Here is a 16,758-nt window from a genome sequence, read left to right on the forward strand (position 1 = left end):
CATCCTGAGTCTTTACTTTACACAAGGGCGGACTTTCCGCGCTTAATTTCGCTATTCCCGTTTTTTACCGTTATGATGTCCTCATTGACAACAAAAAGGAGATTCTTGTGAGCACAGACCTGATAAAGGCTCTGCAAAACCCCGAGCTGTATGATCACCCCGTTGCAGAATTCAAGGTAATGGAAACCCATATTTCCTGGGTTATTTTAACCGGACCTTATGCCTATAAAATAAAAAAACCGGTCAATTTCGGCTTTTTAGATTTTTCTACCCTTGCTCAACGCGAGCATTTCTGCAAAGAAGAGCTTCGCCTGAATCGGCGTCTTGCGGAATCGCTCTATCTGGATGTCATTCCGATTACCGGTACACCCGATACCCCGGCGTTTAATGCTGGCGGTGAACCATTCGAGTACGCCATAAAGATGGAACAATTTGCGCAGGAAGGGTTACTTGATCGCCTTCAGGAAAACAGCGCACTGAAAGCAGAGCACATCGATCAGCTGAGCGACATCATCGCGGAATTTCATCAAAAAATCGAGCCCGTTGCAAACACCACTCAACTCGGTACACCTGAAGCCATATTCGCTCCGGTAGCACAAAACTTTGAGCAAATCCGCCCGCTATTGAATGATGACAAACAACTCAAACAACTTGAACAATTGGAAGGCTGGGCCAATTCGGCGTATGCACGCCTGAAAGACGAGTTTCAACGTCGCAAGGACGAGGGCCATATAAAAGAATGTCATGGTGACATTCACCTGGGCAATGTTACTTTGCAAGACAATCAGGTTATCTTATTCGATTGTATTGAATTCAACGACGATTTCCGTTGTATCGATACCCTCTCTGACCTCGCATTTCTGCTCATGGATCTCGAAAACCGAGGCTTGGATCACTTTTCCAGACGCTTGTTCAACCGGTACCTGGAAAAGACCGGTGATTATCAGGCCTTACCATTGGTCTATTTTTATAAAGCCTATCGCGCCATGGTTCGCGCCAAGATTGCGCTGTTTACGATGGGGAACCCGTCCCTTGATGACACAGCCAGAGCAGAGCTATTGGACACATACCAACGTTACGCCGATCTGGCCGAGCGCTATTCTTTCGTCCCGAACCGCTATCTACTGCTAACACACGGGTTATCGGGGTCAGGTAAATCGACGGTTGCAAAAGCACTGGTAGAAAACCTGGGCGTGATTCAGCTGCGTTCTGACGTAGAGCGGAAACGATTGTGCGCGCTTGCTGTCAACAGTGATGCAACCGCAGCGGTTGGAGAAGGAATTTACACCCAGGAAATCACTCAAAAAACCTATGAGCGCCTAGCAACGCTATCTGAATTAGCGTTACATTCCGGCTTTGCAGTGTTAATTGACGCCACCAATCTGAAGCGCTGGCAACGCACACTCTGCTCTGAAATTGCGGAAAAAGAAGGCGTCGCCTGCATCCTGATTGACTGCGATGCTGATCCTGAAACCATCAAGACCTGGATAACCCAGCGCGCTGAAACAGGGCAGGATGCATCCGATGCAACGTTAGAGGTGCTGGAAGCACAACAGCAAAGTCAAGAGCCACTGGACGAGGAAGAACTGGAGCATACTCTGAGGGTCAGAACGGATGAAGAGGGTCAGGTCGAGGCATTGATTCACTCATTACGTAAAAAGTTATCGCTCTGAACGGCATCAAGCCGTTCACCGTTCCAGAAAGTTCAATACTTTGTCTTCGGTGATCGGCTTGGGAATAAATACCAACCCCTGTGTTTCGGCTTTCGCACGAACTCGCTCTTGAAAATTCGCAGTGATCAGCGCAATTTTTACACCCGGTGAATTTAATTTCAGCTCCGGCGCAACGGTAAGACCATCCAGGCCGGGCATATTCATATCCAGCGTAATAAAATCAATATGATTTGTCTCGCTTAACCGCTTTGCCTCCTCACCATTGGCGGCTTCCAGAATATTCCAATGACTGAATTCACATTCAACAATCGCCCGTAACATCATTCTGGAGATTCGGCTGTCGTCTACAATAAGTATGGTTTTAGGTTCCGATTTGTCCGCCACGGGTTTCTCCTGATAGTCGTATTTTTTCCAGTATAGCCGCTTATTTCGACGAAAGTCCGGGATCATCTATACTGATAACAACAGCATGCAAGAATAACCTGTACGTGGGATTAATTACGGGAGCGTTTTATGCCGGATCAAATAAAAATTATAGATGACCCCCTTTACCAACTACTCCGAGCGGAACGAATCGCTGATTTCAACACGCAAAAACAAAACACGGCTATCTTACCGGACTTATCTTTTTGCGACTTTCGCGGTCTGGATCTCAGAGGCATGCATGCAGAAGGCTTGAATTTCAGTAACGCTTACTTCCGCGGAGCCGATCTGCGGGGTATCGACTTCCGCCAATGCACCCTCGAAGGGGCCAGTATCGCGGGCACCAAAATATCAGGCTGCTACTTCCCTGAAGCACTGAGTGCAGACGAAATCGTGATGTCTTTAAACCATGGTACACGCATGCGGTATAAGGGTTAAAAAATTCGGATTACACGATTAAAATACAGGTAAACGACTGATGTACTTACCAGGTACACATCCAGAACTGGTGGACTTGCTCATCGAACAGTTCAATACAACCATAGAGCTGCTGGTGAAACACCTTCCACCAAACCACAGCAGCGTCGATCTGCTGCCCACCACGGCCTATCACAACATCGTGGGGGCCGGCCAAGTCGGCGTTGTTATGAAAGGCTTCTTGCAGGCTTGCTGGGGCGAAAAAACCGTATTTATCCTGCAGCCGGGTGATTTAATATTGCAATCCCGAAGTCAGTCCGGTATTTGTTTACTGGCAGAAGACCCGGTAACCGTTCATATTTGGGAAAATAGAGCGTTTTACGAGCATATCGCAACCCACCCAGAAGCGCTAAACCTCTGGCAAAAAGCGATTTTATTACAAAATAGTGTTTTCGCCCATGCCTACGCAGCGGCAACCAAAAAAGGTCTGCGCCCTACTGCCGGCTTTACCCGCTATATTGAAGGCGATATTATCCTGCATCAGGGCGATCTCGCGGACAATGTATATACAATGCTGAAAGGCTCTGCGAAGGTACTGGTCAATAAAACTGAAGTCGGTGAGATTCATGAGGGTGAAATCTTTGGCGCTATTGCATGCTTAACTGCGGGAAGGCGCTCTGCAACAGTCATGGCAACCAGTAGTTGCACGGTGATGGCGGTTCCAAAAGAAGAATTTGTCGAGCTACTCCACGCCCAACCTGAAACGTGCCTGAAACTTATCGAGACAATGGCCAATCAAATTATTTCCATGAATGCCCGGCTGAGCAATTCTGAACAGGACTTCTACTAGCCCATGACCAAGAACACTTCAGATACTTTAAGACAGCGATTACTCATCGCTTTTGGCGCCTTTGCTGTAGGCATGCTCGTAGCAACAACGCTGACATACCAACAATCAGAAAATTCAGGAACTACAGATTCACCAGCGGTACTACTCAACTACAAAGGCAAAGATTACCGCCTTGATGAACTGCCTGTATCCATTGCGCTGGCCTATTCAGACCTTGAGCATGAGACATATGAAAACAAGCAATTACTACTGATTGATGCTGGCCTGCAACTCCATGTCGCCCAGTTTGCGCGAGACAAGCAACTCTCTTTCGATGAGGCCCGGCAACAGCTCTTTTCAATTTCACCCATCACCGAACAGGCAATTGAACAGTTCTGGAAAGACAATCAGGAACAGATTGGTCAGCCTTTTTTTGCTGTGAAAGAGAATATAAGGCAATACCTGACACAAAAACAGGAACAAGAGAAGAAGAACCAAATCTATTCGGCGCTGACACAATTCGGAGATTTAACGGTATTGCTGCCCAAGCCCGTGCGCCAGAAAGTTGATATTGATACAGAAGATTACCCGACCAAGGGCCCCGAAAAAGCGCCACTACACATCGTCGAATTTGCAGATTATCAATGTCCGCATTGTAAAACAGCTTTTAACACACTGAATCAGCTTATCGAGCAATACCCTGAAGCGATCAAGCTAACCTTTATCGACTTTCCCATCAACAGTTCCGGGGTATCCAAAAAAGTTGCGGAAGCGGCATATTGTGCTGGTGAGCAGGGGCAATTCTGGCCCTATCATGCGCTCGCATTTCAGCAACAATCCGATCTGGATAAAGACTGGCCACTTGAAACCGCTACGAACCTTAAACTCAATCTGGACAAGTTCAGATCTTGTCTCACATCGCTTCCCGCACGAGAACATGTGCAACGGGGACAAAAAGCAGGATGGGATCTGAATGTCAGGGGTACACCAACCCTGTTCATCAATGGCCGAAAATTCGATGGTCATGACCTGAAAGCAGAATTAACAGAATACATTGCCGGAAAAGCGGCTGACTCGAATCATTAATTGGTTCTACAACCGGCGGATTACACCTTAAGTGAGATAAAAACGGTGATTGAATGATCGTTATTTATTTCTGTTTGCACTAGTAATATACTAGCGCGCCTGTTCAGGCTCACCCACGATAGATAAGGGTGAGTTGCAATTCAATCCAGATGACCTTTTCGATTCGCCATGGCCAGCAGAAAAAAAACGGCAAATGCCAATCTCGAAAGCATGTACAGGGTGTTTACCGCACCCGAGGCCCCGCAATCGACCTTAAGCCAGATTGAAGACTATATTTCGAAAAATCTCGCAGGGTTCTTACAAGAGCACATTGTAGCGGTTGAGCGGGATCTTTCTGAAGTTGAAAAGGACTTTGCGGATTCCGGTATACCAGATAAACCCATGTTCGTTTCTGAACAGGCTCAGTTCCTGCTCGATAAACTGGTCTCCAACTCAGTCCATACTGCCGCACCAAGCTTCATTGGCCACATGACATCGGCCTTGCCCTATTTCATGCTGCCGCTGTCAAAAATCATGATTGCGCTGAATCAGAACCTGGTGAAAACCGAGACGTCCAAGGCTTTTACACCATTGGAGCGTCAGGTTTTAGGGATGTTACACCGCCTGATTTATCAACATGATGACGCCTATTATGCGCAATGGATGCACGATCCTCTGCACGCACTAGGCAGTATGTGCTCCGGTGGAACGGTTGCAAATTTAACGGCACTTTGGGTGGCACGAAATCTGGCCTTTCCCGAAGAAGGTGGCTTTAAAGGTATTCGCCGGGAAGGATTGACCCGCGCGTTGTTATACTACGGTTATACCGGTGCAGCTGTTCTGGTTTCAGAACGGGGGCATTACTCACTGAAGAAAGCGGCCGACATTCTTGGCATTGGACATGATTACATCATCCCGATCCCGACCAATGACCAAAATAAAATGGACATTGATGCACTGCGCAACGAATGCATCCGTCTCAAAAAAGATTCGATCCGAATCCTCTCTATCATTGGAATCGCGGGAACAACCGAGACAGGCAATGTCGATCCGCTGGAAGATATTGCCGACGTAGCCAAAGAGTTCAATGCCCACTTCCATGTCGATGCCGCTTGGGGTGGACCGACGCTCTTTTCACGAAAGTTTTCCCATTTACTAAAAGGCATTGAGAAAGCGGATTCCGTCACCATTGATGCCCACAAACAATTATATGTGCCCATGGGCAGTGGTCTGGTACTTTATAAAAACCCAACCAGTGTCAACGCAATCGAACATCATGCCCAATACATTATTCGTAAGGGCTCACGGGATCTGGGCAGCACAACACTGGAAGGCTCTCGACCCGGAATGGCACTCTTGATCCATTCCGGCCTAAAGGTTATTGGTAAAGATGGCTATGAGCTTCTGATCAATCAGGGCATCGAAAAAGCCAATCTGTTCGCAAACTTGATCGAACAGCACCCTGACTTTGAATTAGTGACCCCGCCTGAACTTAACATTCTGACCTACCGCTATTGTCCCGCAGAAGCCCAGGCAGCATTAAAGGTCGCCAGTCAGGAACAAACAAATAAAATCAATCAAATCCTGAGCCGGGTGACCAAAAGTATACAAAAAACACAGCGGGAGCGGGGTAAGGCTTTTGTGTCCCGAACTCGCCTGAATCCGGCAGTGTATGGACGATCGCCCTGTGTTGTCTTCAGGGTCGTACTGGCCAACCCGCTAACCACGCCTGACATCCTGACCAGCATTCTCGAGGAGCAACGGGAACTGTCCGCAGAACCGGGCATCGCTACTGAACTTCAACACCTGCAAACACTCGTATCTGAAGTACGCCAGGCAACCACCTAGTGTTGTAGGGTTCACCAGACTACAAATTCTTGCACACGGCATAACCCAGCAGTTGGTAATTTTCGGTATCGGTGTTATGTTAGCTCTTTCACGCACAGGATAGTCAGGAATTACACTTGGCCATCCTGTGCCATCTAGAATAATTAAGAAAGAGAATCTAATAGGATGCCGTTTCAATCTTTCACCCCACCTAGACGTATTTTAATGGGACCCGGTCCAACGGATATCTCACCCAGAGTCCTGGCAGCCCTCTCACGCCCAACCATTGGCCATTTGGATCCGCTGTTTATCCAGATGATGGATGAGCTCAAATCATTGCTGAAGTATGCATTTCAAACCGAAAATGACTACACCATGGCAATCTCGGCGCCAGGCTCAGCAGGTATGGAAGCTTGTTTTGTAAACTTGGTCGAGCCGGGCGACAAAGTGATCGTTTGTCGCAATGGTGTCTTCGGTGAACGCATGCGTGAGAACGTACTGCGCAGTAACGGCGAGCTAATTACCGTGGATGACCCCTGGGGGCGAGCCGTTACGCCGGAAAAACTTGAAGCGGCCCTGAAAGAGCACCCTGATACCAAAATTGTCGCCTTTGTTCATGCTGAAACATCTACTGGAGCCATGTCCGATGCAGAGTCGCTTTGCCGCATTGCCAAACAATATGGCTGTCTGACAATCGTGGACACGGTAACTTCCCTCGGCGGGATTCCGGTCAAAGTGGATGAATGGCAGATGGACGCGGTCTATTCCGGTAGCCAAAAATGCCTGGCCTCGGTTCCGGGGCTATCGCCAGTTACCTTCAGCGCAGCCGCCATCGAAAAAATAAAACAACGGGGCACCCCGGTACAAAGCTGGTTCCTTGATCAGAGCCTGGTAATGAGTTACTGGGCTGGAAATGGAAAACGAGCATACCACCATACCGCTCCGGTCAACTCTCTCTATGCTCTGCATGAAGCATTGGTATTACTCCATGATGAGGGACTCGAAAATGCGTGGCAACGGCACCGTAAACAGCATGATCACCTCGCACAGGGCCTAAGGGCACTGGAATTAGATTTTATTGTTCCGGAAGCCGAGCGCTTACCTCAGTTGAATACGATCCACATCCCGGATGGGGTAGATGACTTGACTGTACGTTCATTCCTCTTGAACGAGTACAATCTCGAAATCGGTGCAGGATTGGGTGACTTCGCCGGTCGGGCGTGGAGAATCGGGCTGCTCGGCTACGGCGCACGAAACGAGAATGTATCTTTATGCCTTAAGGCTCTCGAAGAAGCATTACAGCAACTCGGGTAATCAACTGATTACGCTTTTGCTTCAAACTCAGCCTGGGGACGAGAATCTCCAGGCGGGTTGATGACCGCGTCCAAATCAACAATCTGAATGCAGCCTCGTGTTGAGGTTCAGAACTTTAATAAAGCGCAGACTCGTCCTCTAAAACATCATGAATGATCTCGATAAACATTTTATCGGCTTCACTCATTACTTCCGGTATACGGACGACCGTTTGCGAGCTGATCGCTTCCGCAATTTTCCGCTGTGCATCAGGCTCATCCTTTAACTCCCGAGCGATCTCCATACATTTTTGAGCTAATCCTGGATCTGAAAGTACTTTTTTGATGAATGTTTTCAGTTCATCAATCACTTTCCCCTGGCGGCTCTCCTCTACACTACTCATAAGTTAACTCCTTGATATTAATCAGCTATGCTGGAAGTTTGCGACAACCCGGTTCCGGCCTTCCTGTTTCGCTTTCGACAAACACCCGTTGGCATCTTTAAAAAGCACCTCAGGGTCAGCAAGACCCTCAACTTGAGACGCAACCCCCAAACTCGCTGTCACGACTTCGGCAACAGGAGAGTAACGATGCTCCCGTGCCGCTTTCAGGATATTTTGTCGGATTCTTTCAGCTACATCAACTGCCCCGGCAAGCTCGGTATTCGGTAACATAATAGCGAACTCTTCATCACCGATACGCCCCACGAGATCCGCCGGTCGAAGCACCGAGCGTTGAATACAATCGGTAATAAACTTGAGACACTTATCACCGTTCGCCAAGCCATAGTTATCGTTATAACTTTTAAAGGCATCAACGGCTAATACGATCAATGACATCGGAAAACTTTCGCGCTTGCCACGACGCCACTCTCGCTCCAGCACAGACAAAAAGCCTCGACGATTCATCGTCCCCGTCAAGGTGTCATGGGTCGCAACCCGCTCCAGTTCCAACTTTGCTGCCTGCAGTTGCTCCTGGGCTTGTGCAATTCGCCCCATCGCGCGAACCATGGCCTGCAACACCGGCCCGTTTACCGGCTTCGCCAGATAGGCATCGCCCCCCGCATTCACACCTTCAACAAAATCGGAGCTGGAATATTTGGAGCTGAGGAATACGATGGGAAACCAAATCTCTTTATTTCGACTCCGTATACGACGGGTCGTTTCATAACCATCCAATCCTGGCATCTCGACATCCATGAGAATTAAATCAACGGGTTCGGATTCAATAAAAGCGAGCGCATCTGTGCCACTCCCACACGGAATAGCCTTATGCCCCGCCTCTTCAACATAAGCAGCAATCAGAGATCTCACAGATTTACTGTCTTCAACGACCAAAACCTTCATGGCTCAACGATCCATTATTTGACTGAGTCAAACTCCAGTATAGCCCCAGTCCAACATTATGGTTCAGATTTGCGCACAAGCGCATGGACTTCAAGTTTTCTTTTCCAGCAATCAATAAGGCTATTTTTGTACGGCTTCCCATTTCATAACTACACTTTATATTCTATAAAAATAATTTTTGAGTAAAGCGCCGCTATTCAAGAAGTGCTGATGCCAAGAGACGAGCAAACAGATTGAACTCAACATCAGAGAAATCAGAACAGCCTGCACTACAAGCTCTCGACCCACAGAAAGAGGAGGAGCACTGGATTTTGCAGGTACTACAATGGCTGACGTATGCTGGCGTATTTGTATTAATTGCCATTGGCATCAAATCCATTCTCTCCGAACATTTGCGCCACGGTTATATCCTTTTTGTTTTTGCCCTACTCATGATGTTAAACCTGGTTATTCTGCACCGGACAGGATCAGGTAACACTTTTTTGCGGATATTTATCGGGATCGTAGCCGCACTTTTTATCTATCTGGTTGCCACTGGAGGAGAAAGCAATACCGGCCCGCTCTGGTTCTATGTCTTCCCACCACTGATTTTTTATATGCTGGGTTTGCGCCAGGGTTTAGTCGTTATGACGTCTTGCCTGTTAGTGATCGCAGTGATCTTCAAGTTTCCCGAACTTCCGTTTGTTATTACTGAATACAACCCGGACTTCCAACTCCGCTTTCTAACCTCGATGACCTTTGTGACGGTCTTTTCCTACATTCTGGATTTCTCCAGGCGTCGGGCCCGAAATGATCTGATCGACCTTGCCGAGCGTTACGATCTGGCATCCCGCACAGACGAGCTGACGCGGTTATCAAACCGAAGGGACATGCGTAATCGTCTCGATACCGAGTACTATCGTTTTAAACGACACGGTCACCATTTCTCTGTGGTGTTGATGGATATTGATCACTTCAAGCGCATCAATGACGGCTACGGTCATGACGCAGGAGACGAGGTTCTAAAAGACTTCGCCAAACTCCTCAAAGAACATAGCCGCCACCTCGACGTGATTTCGCGCTGGGGTGGTGAAGAATTCTTGATTCTGCTGCCTGAAACATCACTGGTACAGGCACTGGCGCTGGCAGAACGCTTACGTTTTGCTGTAGAAAGCGCAGAATTCAGTTATCAGTCAATGCTCATTCCTGTAACGATGAGTGCAGGCGTCTGCAGCATCAGTCAATTTGAAAGCATCGAAGGACTGCTGCGCCAAACCGATATTAATCTTTACGAAGCTAAAATGAAGGGGCGCAACCGAATAGTCCCCATGGTCAAGTCGACAAGCAGGCCGGAAGAGCATGATTCCGAGAGTGTTTAGTCTATTATCGGGCTGGTTTCACAGACCTTCTGGTGGAACAGATCTGCGGTGGCGACTTCGCGGGCTGCAGTTAATTCTTTTGTGCCTCGTACTTCCCGGAACGCTGACTGCCAATACGATCAGCGGCGAAGGCGAGCTCCCCTTTCGGCCCCAGCTTGATGTGCTTGTCGATTCCTCAAATCAGCTAGACATTAAAAATCTACTGGACGAGACAATACAACAAAACTGGCAGTTTTCCGGAAATAGCATACCCAACTTCGGCTATACACATGATGCCTATTGGTTTCGCTTCACACTGAAAAACTTTCAAACCCGCGAGCAACGGCTGATCATAGAAATTGCCTATCCACTGCTGGATGAAATTGATGTTTTTTTAATTTCCGGTGAAAACGCCATTCAGCATTATCAGACGGGTGATACCCGCCCCTTTGAGCAGCGCCCAATTGACCATCCGCACTTCCTGATTCCCGAAGTACTGGATCCCCAGGAAAACCTGACAGTAATGCTTCGGGTTCGAACCAGCGGAACACTGCAAGTCCCCATCAAGGTGTGGCAAGAAGACCGCTTTTACCAAGCCAACAACAGCGTAGAACAAATTCATGCGCTTTACTATGGCACCATGATCGTCATCATCATCTTTAACATTTTTGTATTTCTGGCCTTAAAGGAAGCCACATACATCTACTATGCACTCTCAACATTAGGTTACCTCGCAATACTGGGCAGCTTGAGAGGTAAAATGTATCAGGTACTCTGGCCGGAATCCCCTCTCCTGCATGAGTACATCATGCTCCTGTCCGTGCCGTTTACCATGCTCTTTTCAACCTTGTTTGCTCGCGCCTTTCTGAGCCTAAAACAGACTCAATCCGTTTTTTACCCGCTCACATCTATCGTCATTGCACTTTCATTGTTCGGCCTAATCGGCACACTCCTGCTACCGTATCAATACTCCATTCAACTTTCAGTATTCATCGCAATTCCAGGTTGCTTTATTTTACTCATCGTAGGCCCGATTCAATGGTTTAAGGGCAACAAAGCGGCCCGCTTTTATTCCATGGCCTGGGCACTACTCTCCCTCGGCGGTGTCATTACCGCGATGAACAAAGCGGGGCTGTTGAACACCAACCTGATCACCGAATACAGTTTGCAAATCGGTTCTGCACTGGAAGCCATCCTGCTTTCAATGGCACTGGCAGAACGAATATACCGTGAGCGTGAGCAAAAACTACGCGCCCAGGCAGACACCATTCGCGAGCACCGGGAACGTCGAAACGCTGAAATGAGTCTGATTCACAAAGCCTTAACACATTCAGTGACTGGCCTGCCAAATTCCGCCCACTTTCAAATGTTCATAAACAATTTGGCGACGAACGAATCCCCCACCTCCTTTGCGGTCGTATTAATACAGTTTGTTAACTTTCACGAAATTATAAAAACCCTTGGCCACTCAGAATCAGAAAACCTGCTGGCACAACTCGGCCGTAAAATAAATAGCCAGGCAGCCCTGGTTCCTGAAATCGCCAAACTGGAGGACAGACCAGATTTTCAACCACGCGTCTGTACTTTTGAGAACGCTACGTTTGGCATGGTTGTCAACCTGCAGGAGATCCCAAAGGACAATCGCGCAACCCAGGACTTTATCCAGTACATATCCACCCCGGTGGAATTTCGGGGCATGCTCCTCGATTTTCGACCACATATTGGTACAGCCGGTTTTCCAAAGGATGGCAACGATGCAGACACCCTTATCCGTCACGGTTTTGTCGCACTGGAATATGCCTATCAATACGATGATCAGCTAGCACACTACACCGCGAATAAAGACCCATACAATACCAAACGATTAACCTTGATTGCGGAACTTAGCCGAGCACTTCAAGACAATCTGTTAACGCTGGTATTCCACCCTAAAATCGACTTGAAACAAGGTCGTGTGACAGGGGTTGAAGCCCTGCTGCGCTGGCACCACCCCCGATTTGGTCAAGTGCCTCCCGACGAATTTATCGCGGTGGCGGAACAAACCGGCATCATCAAACCTCTGACGCAGTGGGTGCTCAACCGCTCGCTGGAGGCTCGGCATCATCTGGCGACCCGAGGCTTTGATCTTTCTGTATCCATAAATATTTCAACCAACAACCTGCGTGAGTCAGATTTCACAGAAGAGATCTACAAAACCTTAGAACGAACCAATACGCCACCGGAAAAGGTCACACTGGAGCTCACCGAAACATCGATGATGCATGACCCGGTCAAGGCCTTGAATGCCTTGGAAAAGCTGCATCAAATCGGGGTGAGAGTTTCCATAGATGATTTTGGTACAGGCTACTCCTCTTTATCCTACATCAAGCGAGTACCGGCTCAGGAAATCAAAATCGACAAATCCCTGATTTTGGATCTTGACCGGATCTCCGATGATGAAGTGATCGTAAGAACAACCGTCAACATGTGTCACAGCCTGGGATTCAGTGTTGTAGCAGAAGGAGTAGAATGTCTTGCGGTTGAGGCCACCCTGAAACAGATGGGCTGTGATCAAGTACAAGGTTTTCATTTTACTCAACCATTACCACTGGAGGCTCTGATTCAGTGGCTGGAGAATTACAGCGCGACACAGCATTCGTTTGTGTTCGATTCCACGACTCAGCAGCCTTCAACCGACTCAGATCACTGAGTGCAATACCTCAATCGTTCGCGTTTCTCCTACAGCAAACTGTTGTCCTGCTGCACCCAAATCCTGCAAGGCACGATGAAAGCGATACGACGGTTCCCACATTGGCTCATTGGTCAAGCGAATCGTGCCCCAATGCATCGGCACGATGACCTTGGCCCCGATATCCTGACCTGCGAGTACCGCTTCTTCCGGATTCATATGCACACGGGCCATCACATGACGCGGAGCATAAGCACCAATAGGCATCAAACCAACATCAAAAGGTCCCAGCAACTCACCGATACGCTTGAACTCGGAACCATAACCACTATCCCCGGTGAAATACACCGACGCCTGAGATGTCTTGATTGCAAAACTCGACCACAAGGTTTTATTGCTGTCCCCAATCGACCGCCCGGAAAAATGGTAGGCTGGTAAACAGGTCAACACGCCACCATCGAGCGCGACCTCCTGATACCAATCCATCTCGATAACCTGACTGTAACCAATTTTTCGCAATAATGACCCAACACCCAAAGGCACCACCACAGTAACAGCTTTATCAGGCCAGCGTTTTAGTGCCTGAAGATCCAAATGATCATAGTGATTATGGGACAGTACAATAACATCCAGGCGAGGAAGATCATTCAGTCTTAACGGTGCTGGAACCAGCCTTTTTGGCCCACTGAATGAGAACGGTGAAGCCCGGTGGGACAAGAAGGGATCGGTGACAACGTTTAGCGAACCGAGTTGCAAATAAAAAGCGGCCTGCCCCAGCCAGGTAATTGCAGGCGTTGTCGATTGCAGTCCCGGAACAGCTGAATTACGCGCCAAGACATGGGTTTCAGGGTAATCAAATGGCCTGTTACCACCGATAGCCAATTCCGCTAACAGTGACAACATTTCCACCGAATAGCGTCCATCCCTTGGGTGGGCACTGCCAGGGGGATTACGGAATCCATCCCTCTGATGATGCTCACGCTTCAAGCAAGGACTGTTTACGATATCTACGGGCAGACCAATTGACATGATTGCACTCTGCTTAAACTACGTTTTTTTACGGATCAACGCCTCTTGACAAACAGAAGCGACGAGCTCCCCTTTTACATTGTAAATGTTACCGCGGTTAAAGCCCCGACCTTGGGAAGCACTAGGGCTATCCATATCATAGAGCAACCAATCATCAATGCGAAATGGACGATGGAACCAAATCGCATGATCCAGAGAGGCCACTTGCATGCTTCGCGTATAGTAGGTGACCTGGTGAGGCAACATGCTTGTGCCTAGAAGACCAAAATCGGAGGCGTAAGCAAGCAATACGCGATGCAAAACATCATCATCAGGCAAATCAGCAACGGCTCTGAACCAGGCTTGTTTGAACGGCTCTCGTCGCTCGGGTTTGAAGTAATTGAGCGGTGCAACCGGCCGAATTTCAATAGGTCGATCACGGGTCGCCTGCTCACGCAGTTTTTCCGGAATAAAGTCCACCACTTTCCGACGCATTTCAAGCTCGGAAAGCAAACTATCAGGCTCAGAGGTCTGGGGCATTTCAAACTGATGGCTATAACCCTCTTCATCAACCTGAAATGAGGCATTTAATGTGAATATTTCTTTACCCGCCTGCAACGCCAACACACGACGAGTGGTAAAACTGCCACCATCACGGATTCGATCAACCTGGTATTCAATCGGCTCATTCGGATTTCCGGGCCGAAGAAAATACCCATGTAATGAATGCACGGAACGCGCTTCAACCGTTTTGCATGCCGACATCAGGGCCTGTCCAAGGACTTGACCACCAAATACATTCTTGAATCCCAAATCTTCACTCTGCCCCTGGAATCGGTCTGGCCGAGTCTCTTCGAGATCTAAAAGCTGTATCAGTTTCTGGAGAACTTCTGTCATTGGTTACACCCCTTTCACACAACTTTACAGCCTGTAACAGTCATCAGGCTGCAATCACAATTTGTGACAATAAATTTTTATCGATTTCTCAATTTACAGCTTTTTGCATATTTAACAATTGCCAAAAGGGCTATACTCATTGGCAATAAAGCTAAAACAATAATTAACGCGTTGCTTGAAAGTTACAAAAAACTCGATGTACTGCAATCAGTTTGGCACCGGTTTTTTGCACAATCCAGTTAACGTGGCTCAGCAAAATGGTAAGACACGGTGATTCGGGAAAAGAACATGATTCATCAAGACAGTACAAATCGTCAAGACTGCAGCATGCATCACAAACAACGGCCAGCGTCTGGAACGGTTAGCGATTCCCCCTCCCCCTTATTCAGTCTCCGTGGCTCTGAACAATGCCACACACCAAGACGATATTTGACAATTCTGGCAGGAACAATACTAAGCAGCTTTATGTTAAGCCAGCCAGCTATCGCCATTGATTTCTCGTTTGATCCAGACATTGACTTCAGCCAGCAGATACAGAAAACCGGACACACACTCGTTCATGCGGGCGAAACACTGGTTAAAGGCAGTCAGAATCTGTTTTTCAATGTCACGCAGAGTTACCCGACCAATTTCCTTTTTGGATCATCTGAATCCAGCCAGGACGTTTACAAAGAAACCAAATTGCACGATATCACCGCAATGATCTCGGACAATACCAAAGCAGATGGCAGAGGCTGGTGTTTCCGGTCAGGGCTCTTGATTTCAGAGGATTATCGTTTCAGTGATTCCCGCATGGCAGTACAGGAAGCGGACAGACGGAATCAAACTAACATGACTTCCGACACGCCACTGAACGAAACCTTGAACGCATTCGGCATCAGTGACTATCAAATTACGCTCGAAGCCGAGTTCCTGTTTTAAATTCCAGGATTACGGAAAATATCTTCAGCAAAACCATGCCCGCGCCCCTTCACGATAAGTCTAGCCGTTGCCCTGAATGCGGTACTGCTGTTAAGTGCGACATCGCAGCAGGAAAAAGTCAGTGCTGGTGCTTTGAGTTGCCAAGCATAGCACTTCCCTCCGACCAGAAAGCAGCTTGCTTATGTAAGCCATGCCTGGAAAAACGCATACAACGCGCCAAACCAACGATCTGAATTAAACAAGACGTAAAATGCTCGTCATTTCTGAGCCGATTTTCCTCGCATTCGCTGCAACGCCTGCTCGTGATCCTCTTCATGGTGGGCGATCGCCTGCATCAAAGCACACTTGTCCAGAAATGCGGGGAAATCGCTGTGCTGACCTTCCCGCAACAATCTTTTCGCCCACCGCAGCGGCTGTCGGCCATTTACGGCGATACGCTGAGCAAGCGCCGATGCATGCTGTAGTAACTGATCATTCGGAACAACTTCCATAACCAGCCCCCAATCCAGCGCTGTACTGGAATCAATCGCATCCCCGGTCAGCGTCATCTGCATGGCTCTTTGCATACCAATCGCTTTAGGTAACAACCACGCACCACCATCACCCGGAATAATACCCACCTTTACAAAATTTTCCGCAAATTCCCCGGCCTCCGCGCTGATCCGAATATCGCACATCAACGCCAAATCCAGACCGGCGCCATAAGCAGGGCCATTAACTGCAGCGATTAATGGCAAATCCAGCGACATCAGCAAACGCGGTATTTGCTGAATACCATCGTGATAATTTTGATACAGCTGCAGTGCATCACCTGAAAACATATCACTTCGATTGAGCATATGCTTAACATTACCACCAGAGCAGAATGCGGACCCCTTTCCGGTAACAATTGCAACCTTGACTCGAGGGTCCTTGTCCAGTGCTGTCACTGCGGTGAGAAATCCCGCAAGCATCTCCCTGTCGGTAATTGCATTTCGAGTTTGTGGGTGGTTCAAATAAATCAATGCATAACCTGCACTCTCCACAACCTCCGTTATAATCCATTCGCTCATACC

16 protein-coding genes are annotated in these 16,758 nt (G+C 48.2%); 10 read left to right on the plus strand and 6 right to left on the minus strand.

Annotation, left to right across the window (positions count from 1 at the left end; translation table 11 throughout):
• Positions 1–107 precede the first annotated feature (107 nt).
• A complete protein-coding gene (locus OLMES_RS23445; RefSeq protein WP_087463478.1) occupies positions 108–1,673 on the plus strand; it encodes a bifunctional aminoglycoside phosphotransferase/ATP-binding protein in 1,566 nt (521 codons plus the stop codon).
• Positions 1,674–1,688: 15 nt separating this feature from the next.
• On the opposite strand, the gene OLMES_RS23450 is transcribed toward OLMES_RS23445, so the two are convergent.
• On the minus strand, positions 1,689–2,057 hold the full coding sequence (locus OLMES_RS23450) for a response regulator transcription factor (protein WP_198343101.1): 369 nt from the start codon (positions 2,055–2,057) through the stop codon (positions 1,689–1,691).
• A gap of 129 nt (positions 2,058–2,186) precedes the next feature.
• Here OLMES_RS23450 and OLMES_RS23455 point away from each other — a divergent pair, with 129 nt between their 5' ends.
• The 5 genes from OLMES_RS23455 to OLMES_RS23475 all read left to right on the plus strand — a co-directional run bounded on the left by OLMES_RS23455 (position 2,187) and on the right by OLMES_RS23475 (position 7,548).
• Positions 2,187–2,534: a pentapeptide repeat-containing protein gene (locus OLMES_RS23455; RefSeq protein WP_087463480.1), complete on the plus strand. Its 348-nt coding sequence runs from the start codon at positions 2,187–2,189 to the stop codon at positions 2,532–2,534.
• A 40-nt stretch (positions 2,535–2,574) separates the two neighbouring features.
• Entirely contained in the window at positions 2,575–3,363 is a 789-nt protein-coding gene (locus OLMES_RS23460; protein WP_087463481.1) for a cyclic nucleotide-binding domain-containing protein, read from the plus strand.
• A 3-nt stretch (positions 3,364–3,366) separates the two neighbouring features.
• Positions 3,367–4,428, plus strand: coding sequence for a DsbA family protein (locus OLMES_RS23465; RefSeq protein ID WP_087463482.1), 1,062 nt, complete (start codon positions 3,367–3,369; stop codon positions 4,426–4,428).
• Positions 4,429–4,596: 168 nt separating this feature from the next.
• Complete coding sequence (gene panP / locus OLMES_RS23470) at positions 4,597–6,255, plus strand: pyridoxal-dependent aspartate 1-decarboxylase PanP (protein WP_087463483.1); 1,659 nt, start codon at positions 4,597–4,599, stop codon at positions 6,253–6,255.
• A 165-nt stretch (positions 6,256–6,420) separates the two neighbouring features.
• Entirely contained in the window at positions 6,421–7,548 is a 1,128-nt protein-coding gene (locus OLMES_RS23475) for a pyridoxal-phosphate-dependent aminotransferase family protein (RefSeq protein WP_087463484.1), read from the plus strand.
• 115 nt (positions 7,549–7,663) lie between these two features.
• Here OLMES_RS23475 and OLMES_RS23480 read toward each other — a convergent pair whose 3' ends face one another.
• Positions 7,664–7,930 (minus strand): hypothetical protein, encoded by a 267-nt coding sequence (locus OLMES_RS23480; protein ID WP_087463485.1) that lies wholly within the window; start codon positions 7,928–7,930, stop codon positions 7,664–7,666.
• Between the two features lie 21 nt (positions 7,931–7,951).
• Entirely contained in the window at positions 7,952–8,872 is a 921-nt protein-coding gene (locus tag OLMES_RS23485; protein WP_087463486.1) for a diguanylate cyclase, read from the minus strand.
• A 233-nt stretch (positions 8,873–9,105) separates the two neighbouring features.
• Between OLMES_RS23485 and OLMES_RS23490 the strand changes: the two genes are divergently transcribed.
• On the plus strand, positions 9,106–10,230 hold the full coding sequence (locus OLMES_RS23490; protein WP_087463487.1) for a GGDEF domain-containing protein: 1,125 nt from the start codon (positions 9,106–9,108) through the stop codon (positions 10,228–10,230).
• Complete coding sequence (locus OLMES_RS23495) at positions 10,223–12,898, plus strand: EAL domain-containing protein (RefSeq protein WP_198343102.1); 2,676 nt, start codon at positions 10,223–10,225, stop codon at positions 12,896–12,898. Before OLMES_RS23490 ends, OLMES_RS23495 begins: the two co-directional genes overlap by 8 nt.
• Here OLMES_RS23495 and OLMES_RS23500 read toward each other — a convergent pair.
• The gene (locus OLMES_RS23500) at positions 12,887–13,906 is read right to left on the minus strand and encodes an MBL fold metallo-hydrolase (RefSeq protein ID WP_087463489.1); all 1,020 of its coding nucleotides are present in this window, start codon (positions 13,904–13,906) and stop codon (positions 12,887–12,889) included. The genes OLMES_RS23495 and OLMES_RS23500 overlap by 12 nt on opposite strands.
• An 18-nt stretch (positions 13,907–13,924) precedes the next feature.
• Positions 13,925–14,782, minus strand: coding sequence for an acyl-CoA thioesterase (locus tag OLMES_RS23505; protein WP_087463490.1), 858 nt, complete (start codon positions 14,780–14,782; stop codon positions 13,925–13,927).
• A gap of 288 nt (positions 14,783–15,070) precedes the next feature.
• Here OLMES_RS23505 and OLMES_RS23515 point away from each other — a divergent pair, with 288 nt between their 5' ends.
• Entirely contained in the window at positions 15,071–15,703 is a 633-nt protein-coding gene (locus OLMES_RS23515; RefSeq protein ID WP_157678498.1) for a hypothetical protein, read from the plus strand.
• Positions 15,704–15,738: 35 nt separating this feature from the next.
• Positions 15,739–15,936, plus strand: coding sequence for a cysteine-rich CWC family protein (locus OLMES_RS29080; RefSeq protein WP_087463493.1), 198 nt, complete (start codon positions 15,739–15,741; stop codon positions 15,934–15,936).
• A gap of 24 nt (positions 15,937–15,960) precedes the next feature.
• Here OLMES_RS29080 and OLMES_RS23525 read toward each other — a convergent pair whose 3' ends face one another.
• Positions 15,961–16,755, minus strand: coding sequence for an enoyl-CoA hydratase-related protein (locus OLMES_RS23525; protein ID WP_087463494.1), 795 nt, complete (start codon positions 16,753–16,755; stop codon positions 15,961–15,963).
• Positions 16,756–16,758: the final 3 nt, after the last annotated feature.

The sequence above is a fragment of the Oleiphilus messinensis genome, assembly GCF_002162375.1.
GTDB classification, from domain to species: domain Bacteria; phylum Pseudomonadota; class Gammaproteobacteria; order Pseudomonadales; family Oleiphilaceae; genus Oleiphilus; species Oleiphilus messinensis.

What these genes read in the sequence shown, in the direction of transcription:
- OLMES_RS23455 (WP_087463480.1), top strand. Translation starts at nt 2,187, where the DNA reads ATGCCGGATCAAATAAAAATTATAGATGACCCCCTTTACCAACTACTC.
- OLMES_RS23460 (WP_087463481.1), top strand. Translation starts at nt 2,575, where the DNA reads ATGTACTTACCAGGTACACATCCAGAACTGGTGGACTTGCTCATCGAA.
- OLMES_RS23465 (WP_087463482.1), top strand. Translation starts at nt 3,367, where the DNA reads ATGACCAAGAACACTTCAGATACTTTAAGACAGCGATTACTCATCGCT.
- panP (WP_087463483.1), top strand. Translation starts at nt 4,597, where the DNA reads ATGGCCAGCAGAAAAAAAACGGCAAATGCCAATCTCGAAAGCATGTAC.
- OLMES_RS23475 (WP_087463484.1), top strand. Translation starts at nt 6,421, where the DNA reads ATGCCGTTTCAATCTTTCACCCCACCTAGACGTATTTTAATGGGACCC.
- OLMES_RS23480 (WP_087463485.1), bottom strand. Translation starts at nt 7,930, where the DNA reads ATGAGTAGTGTAGAGGAGAGCCGCCAGGGGAAAGTGATTGATGAACTG.
- OLMES_RS23485 (WP_087463486.1), bottom strand. Translation starts at nt 8,872, where the DNA reads ATGAAGGTTTTGGTCGTTGAAGACAGTAAATCTGTGAGATCTCTGATT.
- OLMES_RS23500 (WP_087463489.1), bottom strand. Translation starts at nt 13,906, where the DNA reads ATGTCAATTGGTCTGCCCGTAGATATCGTAAACAGTCCTTGCTTGAAG.
- OLMES_RS23505 (WP_087463490.1), bottom strand. Translation starts at nt 14,782, where the DNA reads ATGACAGAAGTTCTCCAGAAACTGATACAGCTTTTAGATCTCGAAGAG.
- OLMES_RS23515 (WP_157678498.1), top strand. Translation starts at nt 15,071, where the DNA reads ATGATTCATCAAGACAGTACAAATCGTCAAGACTGCAGCATGCATCAC.
- OLMES_RS29080 (WP_087463493.1), top strand. Translation starts at nt 15,739, where the DNA reads ATGCCCGCGCCCCTTCACGATAAGTCTAGCCGTTGCCCTGAATGCGGT.
- OLMES_RS23525 (WP_087463494.1), bottom strand. Translation starts at nt 16,755, where the DNA reads ATGAGCGAATGGATTATAACGGAGGTTGTGGAGAGTGCAGGTTATGCA.